14 protein-coding genes are annotated in these 17,813 nt (G+C 70.3%); 7 read left to right on the top strand and 7 right to left on the bottom strand.

Annotated features, from left to right (window positions below; translation table 11 throughout):
- Window positions 1-67 precede the first annotated feature (67 nt).
- From BLR91_RS14065 to BLR91_RS14090, 6 genes are all read right to left on the bottom strand, one after another.
- Entirely contained in the window at window positions 68-1,378 is a 1,311-nt protein-coding gene (locus tag BLR91_RS14065; RefSeq protein ID WP_018189889.1) for an ABC transporter substrate-binding protein, read from the bottom strand.
- A gap of 214 nt (window positions 1,379-1,592) precedes the next feature.
- A complete protein-coding gene (locus tag BLR91_RS14070; RefSeq protein ID WP_089881139.1) occupies window positions 1,593-2,795 on the bottom strand; it encodes an ROK family transcriptional regulator in 1,203 nt (400 codons plus the stop codon).
- Between the two features lie 52 nt (window positions 2,796-2,847).
- Entirely contained in the window at window positions 2,848-3,945 is a 1,098-nt protein-coding gene (locus tag BLR91_RS14075) for a Gfo/Idh/MocA family protein (protein WP_089881136.1), read from the bottom strand.
- Complete coding sequence (locus BLR91_RS14080) at window positions 3,930-4,622, bottom strand: ThuA domain-containing protein (RefSeq protein ID WP_089881133.1); 693 nt, start codon at window positions 4,620-4,622, stop codon at window positions 3,930-3,932. Before BLR91_RS14080 ends, BLR91_RS14075 begins: the two co-directional genes overlap by 16 nt.
- Before the next feature lie 89 nt (window positions 4,623-4,711).
- Complete coding sequence (locus BLR91_RS14085; protein WP_089881130.1) at window positions 4,712-5,899, bottom strand: Gfo/Idh/MocA family protein; 1,188 nt, start codon at window positions 5,897-5,899, stop codon at window positions 4,712-4,714.
- 88 nt (window positions 5,900-5,987) lie between these two features.
- The gene (locus tag BLR91_RS14090; RefSeq protein WP_020075548.1) at window positions 5,988-6,941 is read right to left on the bottom strand and encodes a LacI family DNA-binding transcriptional regulator; all 954 of its coding nucleotides are present in this window, start codon (window positions 6,939-6,941) and stop codon (window positions 5,988-5,990) included.
- 174 nt (window positions 6,942-7,115) lie between these two features.
- On the opposite strand from BLR91_RS14090, the gene BLR91_RS14095 reads away from it, so the two are divergent.
- The gene (locus BLR91_RS14095) at window positions 7,116-8,087 is read left to right on the top strand and encodes an acetylxylan esterase (protein ID WP_089881127.1); all 972 of its coding nucleotides are present in this window, start codon (window positions 7,116-7,118) and stop codon (window positions 8,085-8,087) included.
- A 123-nt stretch (window positions 8,088-8,210) separates the two neighbouring features.
- Here BLR91_RS14095 and BLR91_RS14100 read toward each other — a convergent pair whose 3' ends face one another.
- The gene (locus tag BLR91_RS14100) at window positions 8,211-9,209 is read right to left on the bottom strand and encodes a LacI family DNA-binding transcriptional regulator (RefSeq protein WP_018189882.1); all 999 of its coding nucleotides are present in this window, start codon (window positions 9,207-9,209) and stop codon (window positions 8,211-8,213) included.
- Window positions 9,210-9,319: 110 nt separating this feature from the next.
- Between BLR91_RS14100 and BLR91_RS14105 the strand changes: the two genes are divergently transcribed.
- The 6 genes from BLR91_RS14105 (at window position 9,320) to xylB (ending at window position 17,760) form a co-directional block, all read left to right on the top strand.
- Window positions 9,320-10,606 (top strand): ABC transporter substrate-binding protein, encoded by a 1,287-nt coding sequence (locus BLR91_RS14105; RefSeq protein WP_020075550.1) that lies wholly within the window; start codon window positions 9,320-9,322, stop codon window positions 10,604-10,606.
- Window positions 10,607-10,617: 11 nt separating this feature from the next.
- Window positions 10,618-11,655 (top strand): carbohydrate ABC transporter permease, encoded by a 1,038-nt coding sequence (locus BLR91_RS14110; RefSeq protein ID WP_018189880.1) that lies wholly within the window; start codon window positions 10,618-10,620, stop codon window positions 11,653-11,655.
- Window positions 11,652-12,548 (top strand): carbohydrate ABC transporter permease, encoded by an 897-nt coding sequence (locus BLR91_RS14115; RefSeq protein WP_089881124.1) that lies wholly within the window; start codon window positions 11,652-11,654, stop codon window positions 12,546-12,548. Before BLR91_RS14110 ends, BLR91_RS14115 begins: the two co-directional genes overlap by 4 nt.
- A gap of 30 nt (window positions 12,549-12,578) precedes the next feature.
- Window positions 12,579-14,903 carry a beta-glucosidase family protein gene (locus BLR91_RS14120; protein ID WP_089881121.1) on the top strand — a complete coding sequence of 775 codons (2,325 nt, stop codon included), beginning with the start codon at window positions 12,579-12,581 and terminating at the stop codon, window positions 14,901-14,903.
- 97 nt (window positions 14,904-15,000) lie between these two features.
- Entirely contained in the window at window positions 15,001-16,191 is a 1,191-nt protein-coding gene (gene xylA / locus BLR91_RS14125) for a xylose isomerase (RefSeq protein ID WP_089881118.1), read from the top strand.
- Between the two features lie 129 nt (window positions 16,192-16,320).
- Complete coding sequence (xylB, locus tag BLR91_RS14130; RefSeq protein WP_089881114.1) at window positions 16,321-17,760, top strand: xylulokinase; 1,440 nt, start codon at window positions 16,321-16,323, stop codon at window positions 17,758-17,760.
- The last annotated feature ends 53 nt before the right edge of the window (window positions 17,761-17,813 follow it).

The raw sequence follows: 17,813 nt of genomic DNA on the forward strand, positions 1-17,813 counted from the left end.
CTTTGCACGCTGGAATGGCGTGGCGCGTGCAATTAGTGCGGACTCGACGGTGGGGGGCTTGGGAGTCTTACTGGTTGACGATCTGGTCGACGCCGTCCTGGTACTCGGAGCCGAGCTCCTTGTTGACCGCGGACGGGTCCTTCGTGCCGTTGATGAGCTCCTGCAGACCGGCGTTCAGCTGGTCGTAGAAGGTCGGCGTAGGCCAGTCGGGGTAGTACGCGATGCCGTCCTCACCGGTGAGGGTGTTGAAGTTCGCGATCAGCTCCTTCGACTTCTCGTCGGTGATGTCGGCCGTGTCGGCGGCGACGGGGACGCCGCCGTTGTTGCCGATGAGCGCCTGGATCTTCGGGGTCATCGTGATGTCGATGAACTTCTCGGCGAGGCCCTTGTTCTTCGCCTTCTCGGGGATCACCCACATGTTGCCCGCGGATCCGGGCGAGAGCTTGGTGCCCGGGAAGAGGAACGTGCCCCACTGGTAGTCCTTGATCTCCGTCTGGAAGCGGCCGTACCACCAGCTGCCCGAGAAGAAGATCGGGTACTTGCCCGAGATGAACGCGGTCCCGGCGTCCTCGGCCTTCAGGCCGGAGGCGTCCTTGGAGATGTAGCCCTTCTGCACCCAGTCGTCGACCGTCTTGGTGGCGGAGAGGAGCTCGCTGCCCTGCCAGTTCACCTTGCCCTTGTAGAGCTGGTAGTCGTCGACGAACGAACGGTCGGCCTTGGTCAGCGCGAGCTGGTACCAGAGCTGGCCGAGCGGGTACTCGGCCGCCGACTCCGCGAGCGGGGTGACCCCGTTGTCCTTGAACTTCTGCAGCGCGGCGACGAACTCGTCCTGCGTCTTCGGCACCTCGATGCCGTACTTCGCGAACATGTCCTTGTTGTAGTAGACCTCGACGTACTCGCCGTAGTTCGGGATGCCGTACCACGAACCGGAACCCATGATGCCCTTGTCGTCGTATCGCGACGTGGTCTGCAGGCTGGGCGCGAGCTTCTTGTCCCAGCCGTACTTCTTGACGGCGTCGTCGAGGTTGGTGAGCAGGCCCTGACTGGCGAGGAGGCCGGCGGTCGCGTTGCCCTTGTTGTACTCGAGGATGTCGGGGGCCTGGTCCGAGTTCAGGACCTGGGACGCGGTGGAGCGGATCTGCTCGAAGGCCTTCGCCTCGAACTTGACCTTGGCGCCGGTCTCCGACTCGAACTCCTTGATGGCCTCGTTCCAGGCCTTGCCCATCGCCGAGTCTTCGCTCTCGAAGTGCCACAGGGTGAGGGTCTTGCCCTTCCCGTCGGTGCTGTCGGACGACGAACCGGACGTGCCGGAGCATCCGGCGAGCAGCAGGGCACCGGCGGCCAGAACGGCGCCGATTGCGAGGTGCCTCTTGCGCATCTGTTACCTCCTTGTAGTGGAGTGGACGCGCGTCTGCAGGCCTCGCAGCCACTCCGATGCATTTTGTTGGTGAACACAACATAAGTGACGAAGGTGGCGAAAGCAAGTCCGCGTTTGGATGCTAAACCGCGGGATTGCTGGGTAGAACAGTTAGTTTTCGGCAACAACATACGGGCGGCTGCAGGCGCATTCTCGCCCGGCGGCGCTCGCAGGCTCAGGCGGCGGCGAGCGCTCGAGCGGGATCCGCGATCAGGTCGGCCAGCACCAGTTCGGCCGCGCCGATGAGCAGCTGATCGGTTCCGAGCTCCGCCTCGACCACCGTGACGCCCTCTCTCGCCGAGTGCACGACATCGTCGAGCAGGTCGGGTGCGCCGTGCGCGCGGGCTCCCCGGTACAGGGCGGCGAGGAAGCCGCCGAGCACGAGCAGCGAGGGGTTGAACACGTTGACGGCATTGCGCGCCGCGATCGACAGCAGCGCGTAATCGCGCTCGATGACGGCGAGCGCCGCTGGATCCTCCGTGGCGACCAGCCGGTCGGCGAGGGATGCGGCCTCCGCCGACGCGAGGCCCACCGATGCCAGCAGCTCCGCCTGGGTGACCTCGGCCTCCAGGCACCCGCGCGATCCGCAAGAGCAGTGCCGGCCGTCCGACCGGACGAACGTGTGCCCGAACTCCCCCGCGTATCCGGCGGCACCCGTCAGCAGACGGCCGCCGCCGATCGCGCCGCCGCCGATCCCTGACGCTCCGCCGATCATGTACACGAGGTCGTCGACGCCGCGCCCGGCGCCGAACGCGCTCTCGGCCCGCAGGCCGAGGACGGCCGCGTTGGCCGCCCACACCCGGTGGCCGGTCGCGGCGGAGAGCATCCCGGCCAGCGGTTCGTCCACCCAGCCGAAGTGCGTCGCCTCCCGGACCATGCCGTCCGACAGCCGCACCTGGCCGGGCACCGCGACGCCGATCCCGGCGATGCGGATGCCGGACTCCCCCGCCAGCATCCCGGCGATCCCTGCCGAAGCCAGGGTGACGGTCTCCGCGGCCGACCGCGCCGACGCGGTCTCGATGCGGACCCTCTTGAGCACACGGCCGCCGAGACCGACGAGGCCGACGATCACCGCATCCACTTCGGGGTTCACCGCGACGGCGGCGACAGTGCCCGAGACGCGGACGACGGGACTCGGACGACCGGCGCGACCGCCTCCTGGCGTTTCGTCCACCTCGACCAGGTCGAGGGCCGCGAGTTCCGCCACCAGGTCGCCGACCGTCGAGCGGTTCAGCCCGGTCAGGCGGGTCAGGTCGCTGCGCGACAGAGCTCCGTCGCGGTGCACGAAACCGAGCACGGTCGCCAGGTTGCTGCGGCGCAGCGCGTCCGTGGCGCCGCCCGACGACGGGCGCACGGTGCTCAGCTCGGATGCGGACATGGAATGACCATAACGCGCGGCGTGCAGCCGCTCGGTCACCGGGTTCGGTCGCTCACCAGCTCTCCGGACGCGCGCCCAGCGGCACAGGGGCCGGACGCTCGACGGTCGACGCGAGCTCCACCACCGTGTGGGTCGCCCCGGCCCGGATCACCGACTCCATGATCTCGAGCACATGGAAGGCGAGCTCGCCGGAGGCCCGGTGCGGGCGGTCCGTCTCGATCGCCCGCGCCATGTCGGCGAGGCCGTAGCCGCGACCGGCGTCCGCGTAGCCGGCGGCGACCGGCACCTCGCGGAACTCGCGGTCGTCGGCCGTTGCCAGCTCCACCGGGTCGGAGAACATGTTGGGGTCGGGCACGGCGATCGTCCCCGCGGTCCCGTAGACCTCGAACTTCGGAGCGCGCGTCGCCCACACCTCGAACGAGACGGTCACGGTCGAGATGACGCCGGACGCATGCTCGAGGAGGGCGGTCACGTGGGTGTCCACATCCACCGGGATGGTCGAGCCGGCGAGCGGGCCGGTCGCGACCGTGCGCTCGCGCGTCGACCGGCCGGTCGCCCCCGACACCCGCACGACCGGACCGAAGAAGCTGACCAGGCTGGTCAGGTAATACGGCCCCATGTCGAACAGTGGGCCGCCGCCCGGCTGGTAGTAGAACGCCGGGGCCGGGTGCCACAGCTCGTGGCCCGGTGCGCTCCAGGCGACGGCGGCGGCGACCGGGTGGCCGATCCGCCCATCGTCGAGCAGCGCGAGGGCGGTCTGGATGCCGGTGCCCAGAACGGTGTCCGGAGCGCTGCCGATCCGCAGGCCCTGCGCCGCAGCCCGCTCGAGGACCGGCGCCGCCTCCGCGGTCGAGAGAGCCAGCGGCTTCTCGCCGTAGACGTGCTTGCCCGCGGCGAGCGCGCGGAGGGCGACCTCGGCGTGCGCCTGCGGGATGGTCAGGTTGAGCACCGCATCCACCTCGGGATGCGCGAGCAGCTCGTCGACCGAGAGCCCGAGCACGCCCTGCTCGGCGGCGACCGCGGAGGCGCGCTCCACATCCAGGTCGGCGACGGCGGTCAGACGCAGGTTCGGCAGCTGCGGGAAGTGCTCGAAGTACTGCCGGCTGATGTTGCCGACGCCGATGACGCCGACGTTCAACGGGACGCCCACAGCATCCCCCTCTCGATGATGGTGCGGACGGGCTGGCTCTCGACGATCTCCAGCCGGTGGCCAGGTGCCGAGACGAAGATGCGTCCCTTCCCCCACTGCCGGGTCCAGATGGCCGGAGCGGTGACGGGGCGGTTCCACGCATCCCACGGGCGGACGCTCTGGGTGGTGGTGGCGAGGACGTCGTTGTACTCGTCGCTGAGCACCCAGTACTGCTCGGTGACCAGGTCGAAGTCGTCGATCCCCTGCGTGATGGGATGCGTCCGGCCGTAGTCGGTGATGTGCACGGTGTACGGGATGTAGTTGTCCGACTGCTCGCCGACGCGCTCGGCCGGATCCTTGCCCGCGTGATGGGCGAACTGTCCGCCGATCATGTGCAGGTAGTCGGCGTTGTTGCGGTACGAGTCGGCGATCCCGCCGTGCCAGCCGGCCATCCCCGTCCCGTTGAGCACGGCGCGCTGGAGGCCGCGGAACTCAGGCTCCTCGATCGTGTTCATGGTGTTGACCTGCACGACGAGGTCGACGGTGTCCATGAAGGCGTCGTCCGCGTAGACGGCCGTGCCCTCCTCGACCCGGGTGTCGAAGCCGTTCTCGCGCAGGAAGGGGCGGAACAGCTCCGTGGTCTCGACGGGCATGTGCCCATCCCATCCTCCACGGACGATCAGTGCCTGCTTGCTCATGCTTCCTTCCGGTGGTCGCCGCCGGCTCCTGAGTTTCTCTGCTCTTCGCACGCGATTCGGCCGAAAAACTCAGGAGCTGCGGGCGTGGTTCAGGGGATCGGGGTCCAGGCGCTGCCGTCGGCGGCGCTGCGCTCGACGGCGTCGAGGACGCGCTGGATGTGGAGGCCGTCGGCGAACGACGGCTCGGGGTCGGTTCCGGACGCGATGGCGGTCACCAGGTCGACGACCTCGTGGCTGAACGCGTGCTCGTAGCCGATGGCGTGACCGGTCGGCCACCAGTTGGCCATGTAGGGATGCTCGGGCTCGGTGACGATGATCCGCGTGAAGCCCTGCTCCCCGGCCGGGGCCGTCGCGTCGTAGAACTGCAGCTCGTTCATCTCCTCGAGGTCGAACGCGATGGCGCCGCGCGAGCCGCTGAGTTCGATGCGGAGCGCGTTCTTGCGGCCGGTCGCGTACCGGGTGGCCTCGAAGGCTCCGATCGCACCGTCCGCCTCCCCGCCTTCGAGGCGGGCGGTGAACCAGGCGGCGTCATCGACGGTGACCTTCCCGCGCTCGGTGGATGCGGTGCCGGACAGGCCGACGCCCTCGCCGAGCAGCGGGCGCTCCTCGACGAAGGTGGTCAGCGTCCCGGAGACCGCACTGAGCTGCGAGCCGGTGAGGTGTTCGATGAGGTCGACGGCGTGCGCCCCGATGTCGCCGAGCGAGCCGGAGCCGGCGAGCGCCTTGTCGAGGCGCCACGTCATCGGGCCGTCCTCGTCGCGGAGCCAGTCCTGCAGGTAGAGCGCGCGCACCTGGCGGATGGCGCCGAGGCGCCCCTCCTGCACCAGCGAGCGGGCGTAGCCGATGGCAGGGACCCGGCGGTAGCTGAAACCGACCATCGAGCGGATGCCGCGGGCGGCGGCGCGCTCGGCGGCGGCGGTCATCGCCTCCGCCTCCGCGACGGTGTTGGCGAGCGGCTTCTCGCAGAGCACGTGCTTGCCGGCGTCGAGGGCGGCGATCGCGATCTCCGCGTGGCTGTCGCCGGGTGTGCAGATGTCGACGACGTCGATCTCGGGGTCGTCGATCACGGCGCGCCAGTCGGTCTCGGCGCGCTGCCAGCCGAACCGGCGGCGTGCATCCTCGACGCGGGCGGCGTCGCGGCCGACGATCACGGACATGACCGGCTCGGCGGGGAGGTCGAAGAAGCGCGGGGCGGTGCGCCAGCCCTGCGAGTGCGCTGCGCCCATGAACCCGTACCCGATCATGGCGACCCGGAGCTGCGGCTTGTCGTCGGTCATCGTCGGCCCTTCGTCTGGCGGTACCCGTGCGACGGTAGTTCGCGGGCGGCGGGGGAGCAAGTTTCCTGCGGGGGTTGGAAAACTTTCGTCAGGCGGCGGGCGCTGCCGTCGACCCGCGCTCGACCAGAGCGGTCGCAAGCTCGAGCCGTGTGTTCTCCACCGCGCCGGCCCGGAGCCGCAGCGCGAGGCGCGTCGCCTCCTCCGCCATCTCCTGCAGCGGCTGCCGGATGGTCGTCAGCGGCGGTCGCGCCCACGCCGCGGACGGCGCGTCGTCGAAGCCGACCACCGACACATCCCGGGGCACATCGAGGCCGAGCGCGAAGGCGGCGTCGTACACGCCGAGCGCCTGCATGTCGTTGCCGCAGACGATGGCGGTCGGGCGGTCCGGCGACGCGAGCAGCCTTCGCCCTTCCCGCTCCCCCTCCGCGCGCGAGAACCCTCCCCCGCCGATCTCCGACGGCACCGGGAGGCCCGCCTCCTGCAGGGCCGACTGGTATCCGGCGACCCGAGCGCGGGAGCACATCAGATCGGCCGGGCCGGCGATCGCCGCGATGCGCCGATGGCCGAGCGCCAGCAGGTGACGGGTGGCGGCGACGCCTCCCGCCCAGTTGGTGGCCCCGATGGCGGGCACGTCCGGCGGAGGGTCGCCGGCGGGATCGACGACGACGAACGGGATGTTGCGGGTGCGCAGCTGGCGGCGGTGGTCGGCCGTCAGGTTCGAGAACTGCAGCACGATCGCGATCGGCTTGCGGCGGAGCACCCCGGTGATCAGCTCGTCTCCGACCGCGTGGTAGTCGCCGATGGTCGAGAGGGTCATCGCCAGCCCGTTCTCGCGGGTGACGCGCTCCACGCCGCGGATGACCTCGACGGACCACTCGCTCGCCAGGTTCTCGATGACGAGTTCGACGGTCTCGCCGCGTTCCGCATCCACACCGCGGCGGGCGTACCCGGAGTCGTGCAGCAGCTCCTCGACGCGTCGGCGGGTGTCGGCGGACACGCCGGGGCGGCCGTTGAGCACCTTCGACACCGTCGACAGCGACACGGACGCCTCGCGCGCGATGGCCTCCAGGGTGGGGCGCGTTGGAGCGGGCATGGAGCCACTGTCGCACACACGGTCGCACGCCGGGCCGGTCCCACGCTCGGCGCCCGGCTGTGCCACAATGACGCCCAGCCTCCTGCCGCCCGCGTTGCGAAAACCGTTCAGAAAGCGAGACCGATGCCGCTCACCGACCTGACCCACTCCGAACTGCTCGCCTTCCGTCCGGAGGTCCAGGAGCCCGCCGACTTCGACGCCTTCTGGGAGCGCACGATCGCCGAGGCGCGCGCCGCCGGTGGCGTGCCGGAGCTGACTCCTGCGGACTCGCCGGTGACGCAGCTGCGCATCGACGACCTGGTCTTCCCCGGGTTCGGAGGAGAGCCGGTGCGGGCCTGGGTGTCACGGCCGCTCCACGACGACGGGCCGCTCCCTGCGGTCGTGCAGTACCAGGGTTACGGCGGCGGCCGCGGGCTGCCGGGCGAGAACGTGGCGTGGGCACTGGCCGGCTACGTGCACGTCTTCGTCGACACCCGCGGGCAGGGCAGTGGATGGGGCAGCGGCGGAGACACGCCCGACCCGCACGGCTCGGGTCCGGCCACTCCGGGCGTGATGACCCGGGGCATCCACTCGCCGGAGACGTACTACTACCGCCGCGTCTTCACGGACGCCGTGCGCGCCGTCGACGCCACGCGGTCGCTGCCGTTCGTCGATCCCGACCGCATCGCTGTGACCGGCGGCAGTCAGGGCGGTGGGATCGCCCTCGCGGCCGGCGCACTCGCGGGCGGCATCACGGCCGTGATGCCGGATGTGGCCTTCCTCTGCGCGTTCCGCCGCGGCGCGGAGGTGGCGGCCGGCGGACCCTTCCTGGAGCTCGCGACCTACCTGTCGGTGCATCGCGACGAGGTCGCTGACGTGTTCCGGACCCTGTCGTACTTCGACGGGGTCAACTTCGCCCGCCGCATCCACGCGCCCTCGCTGTTCTCGGTGGCGCTGATGGACACGGTCGTGCCGCCGTCGACGACCTTCGCGGCGTACAACCACGTCGCGGCGTCCGACCGCGCGATCGAGGTGTACCCGTTCAACGACCACGAGGGCGGCGGCGGCGCCCACTGGCGCACGCAGGCGGCCTGGCTGGCCCCGCGCCTCCGCTGACCGCGGCCCGCACCCCTTGTCCCCTCCCCATCGGAAGATTTGCGCCAAATCGCGGTTCTCGCGCTCCGATAACCACAATTTGCGCCAAATCGCGGCCGGACCGGTGCCAGCAGGGGCGGAAGGTCAGGCGGGCGGGGCGGTCGTCGCGCGGCGGACCAGCCGGGTGGGGAGGCGGACGTGGATGCGCTCCGGCGTCTCGCCGTTCATCAGCCGGATCAGGAGGTCGGCGGCCGTCGCGCCCAGGCCCTGCATCGGCTGCCGCACGGTCGTCAGGGGCGGGCTGAACTGCGACGCCTCGGGGATGTCGTCGAAGCCGACCACCGAGAGGTCGCGCGGAACGTCGAGGCCGAGCTCGGCCGCGACCTCGATGACCGCGATCGCGGAGATGTCGTTCGCCGCGAACACCGCCGTCGGGCGGTCCGCCCGCCGCAGGAGCGGCAGCGCCACCTCACGCACGGTGTCGTGCTCGTAGCGGCCGACGGCCACCAGCGACGGATCGAACGGGATGCCGGCCTCGCCCAGCGCGCGGCGGTATCCCGCGTCGCGCAGGCTCGACGAGCGGAGGTCCGGACGACCGGCGACGAAGGCGATGCGGCGGTGGCCCAGCCCGATCAGGAAGGCGGTCGCGTTGCGTGCGCCGCCGAAGCTGTCCGACTCGACGGTGGGCAGGTCGGCCCGTCCTGCGTGCGGGTCGATGGCCACCATCGGGACGTCGGCGTTGGCGTTCACGACGGTCGGAGTGACCATGATCACGCCGTCGATGAGCGTGCCGCTGAGCCGGCTCAGCGAGCGCCGCTCCCATCCCTCGCTCGACGGCTGGCGTGAGCCGCTGTAGGCGAGCAGGTCGTAGCGCGAGTCGTGGAGCGCCGTCCCGACGCCTTTCAGGATCTCGGCGGAGAACGGTTCGAAGTCGGCGACGAGCACGCCGATGACGCCGGTGCGCCGCGACCGCATGCTGCTCGCCACGAGGCTCGATTCGTAGCCGAGCTCCTGCACCACCTGCAGCACGCGCTCCACCGTCGAGGTCGCGACACCGTACCGGCCGTTCACGGCCTTGGACACGGTGGCGACCGAGACGCCGGCAGCAGCAGCCACATCGCTGATCGTCGGACGCCGTCCCATGGCGACCGAGCATAGCGTAGAAAAGGTTTTCGAAAACGTTTGACACAATCCCCGTCGCTTGCGACACTTCCGACGTCCCCACCTCAACGAAGAGAACAGGTTGGAATCACATGAAAGGCACCAAGCTCCTCACCGGGGCCGCCGTCGTGATGGCCGGCGCACTCGCACTCACCGGGTGCAGTGGCGGCTCCGACAGCTCCGGCGACGGCAAGGTCAACATGACCCTCTGGCAGAACTCCACCACCGGCCCCGGCCAGGAGTTCTGGAAGAACGCCGTCGCAGCATTCGAGAAGGCGAACCCGAAGGTCACCATCAAGGTCCAGTCCATCCAGAACGAGGACCTCGACGGCAAACTGCAGACCGCTCTCAACAGCGGCGACGCACCCGACATCTTCCTGCAGCGAGGCGGCGGGAAGATGGCGGCGATGGTCAACGCGGGTCAGCTGATGGACATCACCGACAAGGTGTCGTCCGAGACCAAGAAGAACATCTCCGAAGGCTCGTTCAAGGCGGAGACCTACCAGGACAAGGTGTGGGCCATGCCCATCGCCGTGCTCCCGGGCGGTCTCTTCTACAGCCAGGATCTGTTCAAGGCGGCAGGCATCACCGAAGCGCCCAAGACGATCGACGACCTCAACGCCGACGTCACCAAGCTGAAGGCCACCGGGGTCTCCCCGATCGCCCTCGGCGCGAAGGACGCCTGGCCGGCCGCGCACTGGTTCTACTGGTTCGCTCTGCGCGAGTGCGCAGGGTCGACCATGGAGAAGTCGGCCGACTCGAAGTCGTTCAACGACCCGTGCTGGCTGAAGGCCGCTGAGGACCTGAACGACTTCGCCAAGACCCAGCCGTTCAACGAGGGCTTCCTCACGACGACCGCACAGCAGGGCGCCGGAAGCTCGGCGGGCCTCGTCGCCAACCACAAGGCGGCGATGGAGCTCATGGGCGCGTGGGACCCGGGCGTGATCGCCTCCCTGACCCCCGACCAGAAGCCCCTCCCCGACCTCGGCTTCTACCCGTTCCCGGAGGTTCCGGGCGGTAAGGGCGAGCCCGGCTCGATCATGGGCGGCGTCGACGGCTACTCGTGCTCGGTCAAGGCTCCGAAGGAGTGCGCCGACTTCCTCAACTTCGTCGCATCGACGGAGCAGCAGGAGGCCTACTACAAGGCCTTCAACGCCCCGCCGGTCAACTCGGAGGCGCAGAAGGTCGTCACCGAGCCCTACCTGAAGGATGTGCTGGCCGCCTACAACGCAGCCCCGTACGTCTCGCAGTGGCTCGACACCGTTCTCGGACAGAACGTCGGCAACGCGCTCAACGTGGCGGTCGTCGACATGCTGGCCGGCAAGAGCGACCCGAAGCAGCTCATCCAGGCGGCCAATGACGCCGCCAAGAAGGGCTGAGGACTCTCCTCGTGACACACATCCGCGAGAACACGTCCCCCGGCCTCGTGCCGAACGCGGGTCTCGCGCAGCACGGCGGGGGCGGCGCAGTCGCGTCGCCCCCGTCGCAGCCGCGCCGCCGCAAGCGCACCGGCTGGGCCATGCGCCTGGAGATCGCTCTGCTGGCCGGACCCGCAGCCATCGTCTTCCTGGCCTTCGTGATCTTCCCGGTCGCGATCGCCGCCTACTACGGCTTCTTCCGCTGGCAGGGATACGGGCCGGCCACCGACTTCATCGGCCTGCAGAACTACATCACCATCCTCCAGGACTCCGCCTTCCAGCAGGCTCTGCTGCACAACGGGATCATCGTGATCGGCTCCCTGGTGCTCCAGGGGCCGGCGGCCATCCTGCTGGCGCTCCTGCTCAACCGCAAGATGCGCGGGCAGTCCCTGATCCGCGTCCTGATCTTCGTGCCGTACGTGATCGCCGAGGTCGTCGTCGGCACCGGGTGGAGCCTGATGCTCTCCACGAAGGGCGCCCTCAACGGGCTCCTGGAGAACCTCGGGCTCGGGTTCCTCACGCAGGACTGGCTGTCCAACCCGAGCCTGGCGATCTGGACGCTGCTGGCCATCCTGACCTGGAAGTACGTCGGCTTCGCCGTCATCCTCTTCCTCGCCGGGCTCCAGGGCATCCCGGAGGAGCTGTACGAAGCGGCCGCCCTCGACGGCGCGTCGTACTGGCAGATCCAGCGACGGATCTCCCTGCCGCTCCTCGGCCCGACGCTGCGCATCTGGGCGTTCCTCTCCATCATCGGAGCGCTCCAGCTGTTCGACCTCGTCTACATCATCTGGGGCCAGTACGTCGCCTCGACCGCCGGCACCTCGACCATGGCGACCTACATGGTCGCCAACGGCCGCAACGCCGGCAACTTCGGCTACGGAAACGCCGTCGCCGTCGTCATCTTCCTGATCTCCCTGATCGTCGCCCTGTTCTATCAGCGGTTCGTGCTGCGGCGCGACACCGAGGGCGCGCTCACGGGTGACAGGCGCACCGGAAGGAAGAAGCGATGAGCGCCTTCACCGTCATCCCCGACGCGCCGGACGCGCCGGGCGTCCTGGATGCGCCCGACCGCAAGAAGGCCAAGGGGCTGCCCTGGGGCTCCCCCACCGTCTACTTCGTCGCCCTCGTCGTCATCGCGCTGATGCTGGCGCCGATCGCGTACATCGTGATCGGCGGGTTCCGCACCAACTCCCAGATCACGGTCGACCCGGCCGGATTCCCCAACCCGTGGAACGCCGCCAACTACATCGGCGTGCTCACGGGCGGGGTGTTCTGGCAGGAGGTGCTCAACTCGACCATCGTCGCCGTCGTGACGACGGTCGGCGTGATCATCCTCGGCCTGATGGCCAGCTATGTGCTCGCCCGCTACCATTTCCGCGGCCGCGGCGCCCTCTACGCGCTGTTCGCCGCCGGGCTGATGTTCCCGATCACCGTGGCGATCACCCCGCTGTACATAGTGGTCCGCAACCTGGGCCTGATGAACTCGCTCGGAGGCGTAATCCTCCCGCAGATCGCCTTCGCCCTGCCGACGACGATCATCATCCTGGTGCCGTTCCTCCGCGCCATCCCCGACGAGATCCAGGAGGCGGCCTTCATCGACGGCTGCAGCCGCCTGGGCTTCTTCTGGCGGATGGTGCTGCGGCTGTCGCTTCCGGGCGTCATCACCGTCGGCATCCTGGCCTTCATCGCGAGCTGGAACAGCTACCTGCTGCCCCTCTTCCTCCTCAACAACGAGGCGACGTTCACGCTGCCGCTCGGGGTGCAGGCGTTCTCGTCGCAGTACTCCGTCGACACCGCCAAGGTGCTCGCGTTCACGTCGCTGTCCATGATCCCGGCGCTGATCTTCTTCAGCCTGTTCGAGCGCCGCATCGTCGGCGGCCTGACCGGCGCCGTCAAGGGCTGACGCCCGCACGTCAAGAAGTGTGAGATCGACATGACCGAATCCCTCCCGCGCTCCACTGCGCCCTCCGAGCGCGTGAGCGCCCTCCTCGCCTCCATGACGCTGGAGGAGAAGCTCGCCCAGCTGGTCGGCTTCTGGGTCGACAAGGGCGACGAGCTCGTGGCGCCGATGGCCGGCGAGATGGGCAACCCGGGCGCGTACGCGGACGCCACCGTGCACGGCCTCGGGCAGCTCACCCGCGTCTACGGCACGCGACCGGTCGAGCCGGTCGAACGCGCGGCCTGGCTGTGGGCGGAGCAGCGCCGGCTGAAGGAGGAGACCCGGCTGGGCATCCCCGCGCTGGTGCACGAGGAGTGCCTGACCGGGCTCGCGGCCTGGAAGGCGGCCACGTTCCCGACGCCACTGGCGTGGGGCGCGTCCTTCGACCCGGAGCTGGTGGAGGAGATGGCCGGCCTGATCGGCATGTCGATGCGCGAGCTGGGCATCCACCAGGGGCTCGCTCCTGTGCTGGATGTCATCCGCGACCCGCGCTGGGGACGCGTCGACGAGTGCATCGCGGAAGACCCGTACGTCGTCGGCACGCTCGGCACCGCCTACGTGCGCGGGCTGCAGGGCGCCGGCGTCCACGCGACGCTGAAGCACTTCGTCGGGTACTCCGCGTCGCAGGCGGGCCGCAACCACGCGCCGGTTCACGCCGGACCCCGCGAGGTGCGCGACACCCTGCTGCCTCCGTTCGAGATGGCGCTGCGGGACGGCGGCGTCCGGTCGGTCATGAACTCGTACGCCGAGATCGACGGCATCCCCGTCGCGGCGAGCGCCGAGTACCTCACGGGCGTGCTGCGCGACGAGTGGGGCTTCGACGGGACGGTGGTCTCCGACTACTTCTCCGTCGCCTTCCTCCACACCATGCACGGCGTCGCCTCCGACCTGGGAGAGGCCGCGGCGATCGCGCTCGCGGCCGGCATCGACGTCGAGCTGCCGACGGGCGACGCGTTCCTCGAGCCGCTGGCCTCCCGCATCCGGTCGGGCGAGGTCGACGAGGCGCTGGTCGACCGCGCCGTCCTCCGTGTGCTCGCGCAGAAGGAGGAGCTCGGCCTGCTGGACGAGACCTTCGACGCGCCCCCCGCGTCCATCGATCTCGACACTCCCGCCCACCGGGATGTCGCCCTGCGGCTGGCCGAGGAGTCGCTCGTGCTGCTGACCAACGACGGCACGCTGCCGCTCGCGTCGGCACCGGCGAGCATCGCGGTGCTCGGCCCGAACTCCGACGCCCAGGAAGCCCTGATGGGCTGCTACTCGTTCGCGAACCACGTGCTCGCGCACCATCCGGAGGTGCCGCTCGGCTTCGAGCTGCCCTCCGTGCTGGAGGCGGTGCGCGCCGAGTTCCCGTCCGCCTCGGTCTCTTACGAGCGCGGCTGCGACGTGGAGGGCGACGACCGCTCCGGCATCCCCGCAGCGGTGGCCGCGGCGAGTGCAGCGGATGTCGCCGTGGTCGTCGTCGGCGACCGCGCGGGCCTGTTCGGCCGCGGGACCGTCGGCGAGGGCAACGATGTGGAGAGCCTCGAGCTGCCCGGCATCCAGCGCGAGCTGGTGGAGCGGGTCGTCGCGACCGGCACGCCGGTCGTGCTCGTCGTGCTCTCCGGCCGCCCGTACGCGATCGCGTGGGCGGTCGAGGGCGTCACCGCCCCCGCGGCCGTGCTGCAGGCGTTCTTCCCGGGCGAGGAGGGAGGCCGTGCGCTGGCCGCGGTGCTCTCGGGGCGGATCTCGCCCTCCGGGCACCTCCCCGTCTCGCTCCCCCGTTCGGCCGGCGCGCAGCCGTACTCGTACCTGCACCCCGTGCTCGGCGGCCCCAACGAGATCACGAGCGCGGACAGCACCCCGGTGCTGCCATTCGGTCACGGGCTCTCGTACACGACGTTCGAGCACAGCGATCTGGTGGTCGACGGGGAGGTGGCCGCCGGGGGGACGTTCGCCGCGAGCGTCCGCATCCGCAACACGGGTGACCGCGCCGGAACCGATCTGGTGCAGCTGTATGCACGGGATGTGCAGGCGAGCGTCACCCGTCCGGTCGCGCAGCTGCTCGGTTACCGCCGGGTGGAGCTGCAGCCGGGCGAGGAGGCCGTCGTGCGGTTCGCCGTGCCGACGACCCGCCTCGCCTTCTCGGACCGGTCGCTGACCCGCATCGTCGAGCCCGGCGCGGTGGACCTGTGGGTCGGGCCGTCGTGCGACCTGCGCGAGACCACGGCGGCGCTGACGATCACCGGTCCCGTTCACGAGGTCACCCCGGCGGACGCCCGCCTGGTGACGGCGGACGTCGAGACGGCTACCGTGGGTGCCGTCTTCACGGACGCCCGCTGACCGGCGCCGCGAGTTCACTCCCGGACTCGCGCTCGCCCCGCCAGTGCTGTATAAGTTTATTGAAACAACAAATCACCGACGACGCTGAAGGAACATCATGAGCCTCACCCCCACCCGCGCCGACAAGTTCTCGTTCGGACTGTGGACCATCGGCTACAACGGCACCGACCCGTTCGGCGGCCCCACCCGCCCGCAGCTCGACGTGGTGGAGGCGGTGCACAAGCTCGACGAGCTCGGAGCCTACGGCCTCACCTTCCACGACGACGACCTGTTCGCGTTCGGCTCGACCGACGCCGAGCGCCAGAAGCAGATCGACCGCCTCAAGCAGGCCCTCGCCGACACCGGCATCATCGTGCCGATGGTGACTACCAACCTGTTCAGCGCTCCGGTCTTCAAGGACGGCGGATTCACCTCCAACGACCGTGCCGTCCGCCGCTTCGCCCTCCGCAAGGTTCTCCGCAACATCGACCTCGCCGCCGAGCTCGGCGCCAAGACGTTCGTGATGTGGGGCGGCCGCGAGGGCGCCGAGTACGACGCCGCGAAGGACATCCGCGCCGCGCTCGAGCGCTACCGCGAGGCTGTCAACCTCCTCGGCGACTACGTCACCGACAAGGGCTACGACATCCGCTTCGCCATCGAGCCGAAGCCGAACGAGCCGCGCGGCGACATCCTGCTTCCGACCGTGGGCCACGCGCTCGCGTTCATCAACTCGCTGGAGCGCCCGGAGCTCGTCGGCCTCAACCCCGAGGTCGGCCACGAGCAGATGGCGGGCCTCAACTTCGCCGCCGGCATCGCCCAGGCGCTGTACCACGGCAAGCTGTACCACATCGATCTCAACGGCCAGCGCGGCATCAAGTACGACCAGGACCTCGTCTTCGGTCACGGCGACCTGCAGAACGCGTTCGCCCTCGTCGACCTGCTCGAGAACGGCGGCCCCGACGGCGGCCCGGCCTACGAGGGTCCGCGCCACTTCGACTACAAGCCGTCCCGCACCGAGGACATCACCGGCGTCTGGGACTCGGCCGCAGCGAACATGCGCACCTACCTCCTGCTCAAGGAGCGGGCGCAGGCGTTCCGCGCCGACCCGGAGGTGCAGGAGCAGCTGGAGGCGTCCCGCGTCATCGATCTGTCCCGCCCGACCCTCGGCGAGGGCGAGTCGTACGACGACCTGCTCGCCGACCGCAGCGCCTACGAGGACTTCGACCCGAGCGCGTACTTCGGCGCGAAGGGCTTCGGGTTCGTCCGCCTGCAGCAGCTCGCCCTCGAGCACCTGCTCGGCGCGCGCTGATCCGCATCCACCCCATCCCCTCCCGCTCCCACCCTCCGTCGAGTCCGCACTTTTTGCACGTTCTCGCTCCGAAAACGTGCAAAGTTCGCGGACTCGACGGCGGGTGGGATCGCCCGTGAAAGGACACCCGTGACTCTCGTCGCCGGCGTCGACTCCTCGACGCAGAGCTGCAAGGTGGTCGTGCGCGACCTCGAGACCGGTGCGCTGGTGCGGTCCGGCCGCGCCGCGCATCCCGACGGCACCGAGGTGGACCCCGCGGCCTGGTGGAGCGCGCTGCAGGAGGCCATCGCGTCCGCAGGCGGGCTCGATGACGTCGACGCGATCTCCGTCGCCGGGCAGCAGCACGGGATGGTGGTGCTGGATGCGCAGGGCCGGGTCATCCGCGACGCCCTGCTCTGGAACGACACCCGCTCGGCGCAGGCCGCCCGCGACCTGATCGACGAGGTCGGGGCCGAGGAGTACGCGAACCGCGTCGGCGTGGTTCCCGTCGCCTCGTTCACCGCGACCAAGCTGCGCTGGCTGCGGGATGCCGAACCCGAGAACGCCGCGCGGGTCGCCGCGGTCGCGCTCCCGCACGACTGGCTGACCTGGCGCCTCCGCGGCTACGGGCCGGAGGGCGAGAGCGAGCTCGGACCGGACCTCGAGGCGCTGACCACGGACCGCTCCGACGCCAGCGGCACCGCCTACTGGGGCGCGGCCTCTGGCGCATACGACTTCGACCTGTTCGAGCGGGCGCTCGGCCGGCCGGGCCGTGAGGCGGGCTCGTCGGCCGGTGCGGCGGGCGACGCCGTCGTGCTCCCGCGTGTGCTCGGACCGTCGGAGTCGGCCGGCCGGACGCCGTCCGGTGTGCTCGTCGGACCGGGCGCGGGCGACAACGCCGGTGCGGCCCTCGGACTCGGCGCCGCGGAAGGCGACGTCGTCGTCTCGATCGGCACGTCCGGAACGGTCTTCGCCGTGACCGATGCGCCCATCGCGGATGCGTCGGGCACCGTCGCGGGCTTCGCGGACGCCTCCGGCCTCTCCCTGCCGCTCATCGCGACTCTCAACGCCGCGCGCGTGCTCGGCTCCGTCGCCGGGCTGCTGTCGGTCGACCACGACGGACTGTCCGCCCTGGCGCTCTCGGCCGAGCCCGGATCCGGCGGCGTTGTGCTCGTCCCGTACTTCGAGGGCGAGCGCACCCCCAACCTGCCCGACGCGAAGGCCAGCATCCACGGGCTCACCCTCGCCTCGACGACCCCGGCGAACCTCGCGCGTGCTGCAATCGAGGGGATGCTGTGCGGGCTGGCCGACGGCCTCGACGCCGTGCGGGCGGCCGGCGTGCGCGAGCGCCGCATCCTGCTCATCGGCGGAGCGGCGCAGAACCCGGCCGTGGCGCAGGTCGCCGCGCAGGTGTTCGACGCGCCGGTCGAGGTGCCGGCGCCCGGCGAGTACGTCGCGGACGGCGGCGCGGTGCAGGCCGCATGGGCGCTGACCGGCACGCGTCCGTCCTGGACCGTCGAGACGTCCGCCGCGCTCCCCGTCGACACGCGCTCCGTCATCCGCACCCAGTACGCCGCCGCCCGCGCCTGACCCTCCACCGTCGAGTACGCACAAATTGCACGCTCGCGCGGCGATTCGCGTGC

The sequence above is a fragment of the Leifsonia sp. 466MF genome (assembly GCF_900100265.1).
In the GTDB taxonomy this organism is placed as follows: domain Bacteria; phylum Actinomycetota; class Actinomycetes; order Actinomycetales; family Microbacteriaceae; genus Leifsonia.

Excerpts from the sequence above, each read along its gene's own strand:
- xylA (WP_089881118.1), top strand. The coding sequence starts at position 15,001 with ATGAGCCTCACCCCCACCCGCGCCGACAAGTTCTCGTTCGGACTGTGG.
- BLR91_RS14095 (WP_089881127.1), top strand. The coding sequence starts at position 7,116 with ATGCCGCTCACCGACCTGACCCACTCCGAACTGCTCGCCTTCCGTCCG.
- BLR91_RS14070 (WP_089881139.1), bottom strand. The coding sequence starts at position 2,795 with ATGTCCGCATCCGAGCTGAGCACCGTGCGCCCGTCGTCGGGCGGCGCC.
- BLR91_RS14080 (WP_089881133.1), bottom strand. The coding sequence starts at position 4,622 with ATGAGCAAGCAGGCACTGATCGTCCGTGGAGGATGGGATGGGCACATG.
- BLR91_RS14065 (WP_018189889.1), bottom strand. The coding sequence starts at position 1,378 with ATGCGCAAGAGGCACCTCGCAATCGGCGCCGTTCTGGCCGCCGGTGCC.
- BLR91_RS14085 (WP_089881130.1), bottom strand. The coding sequence starts at position 5,899 with ATGACCGACGACAAGCCGCAGCTCCGGGTCGCCATGATCGGGTACGGG.
- BLR91_RS14105 (WP_020075550.1), top strand. The coding sequence starts at position 9,320 with ATGAAAGGCACCAAGCTCCTCACCGGGGCCGCCGTCGTGATGGCCGGC.
- BLR91_RS14120 (WP_089881121.1), top strand. The coding sequence starts at position 12,579 with ATGACCGAATCCCTCCCGCGCTCCACTGCGCCCTCCGAGCGCGTGAGC.
- BLR91_RS14100 (WP_018189882.1), bottom strand. The coding sequence starts at position 9,209 with ATGGGACGGCGTCCGACGATCAGCGATGTGGCTGCTGCTGCCGGCGTC.
- BLR91_RS14115 (WP_089881124.1), top strand. The coding sequence starts at position 11,652 with ATGAGCGCCTTCACCGTCATCCCCGACGCGCCGGACGCGCCGGGCGTC.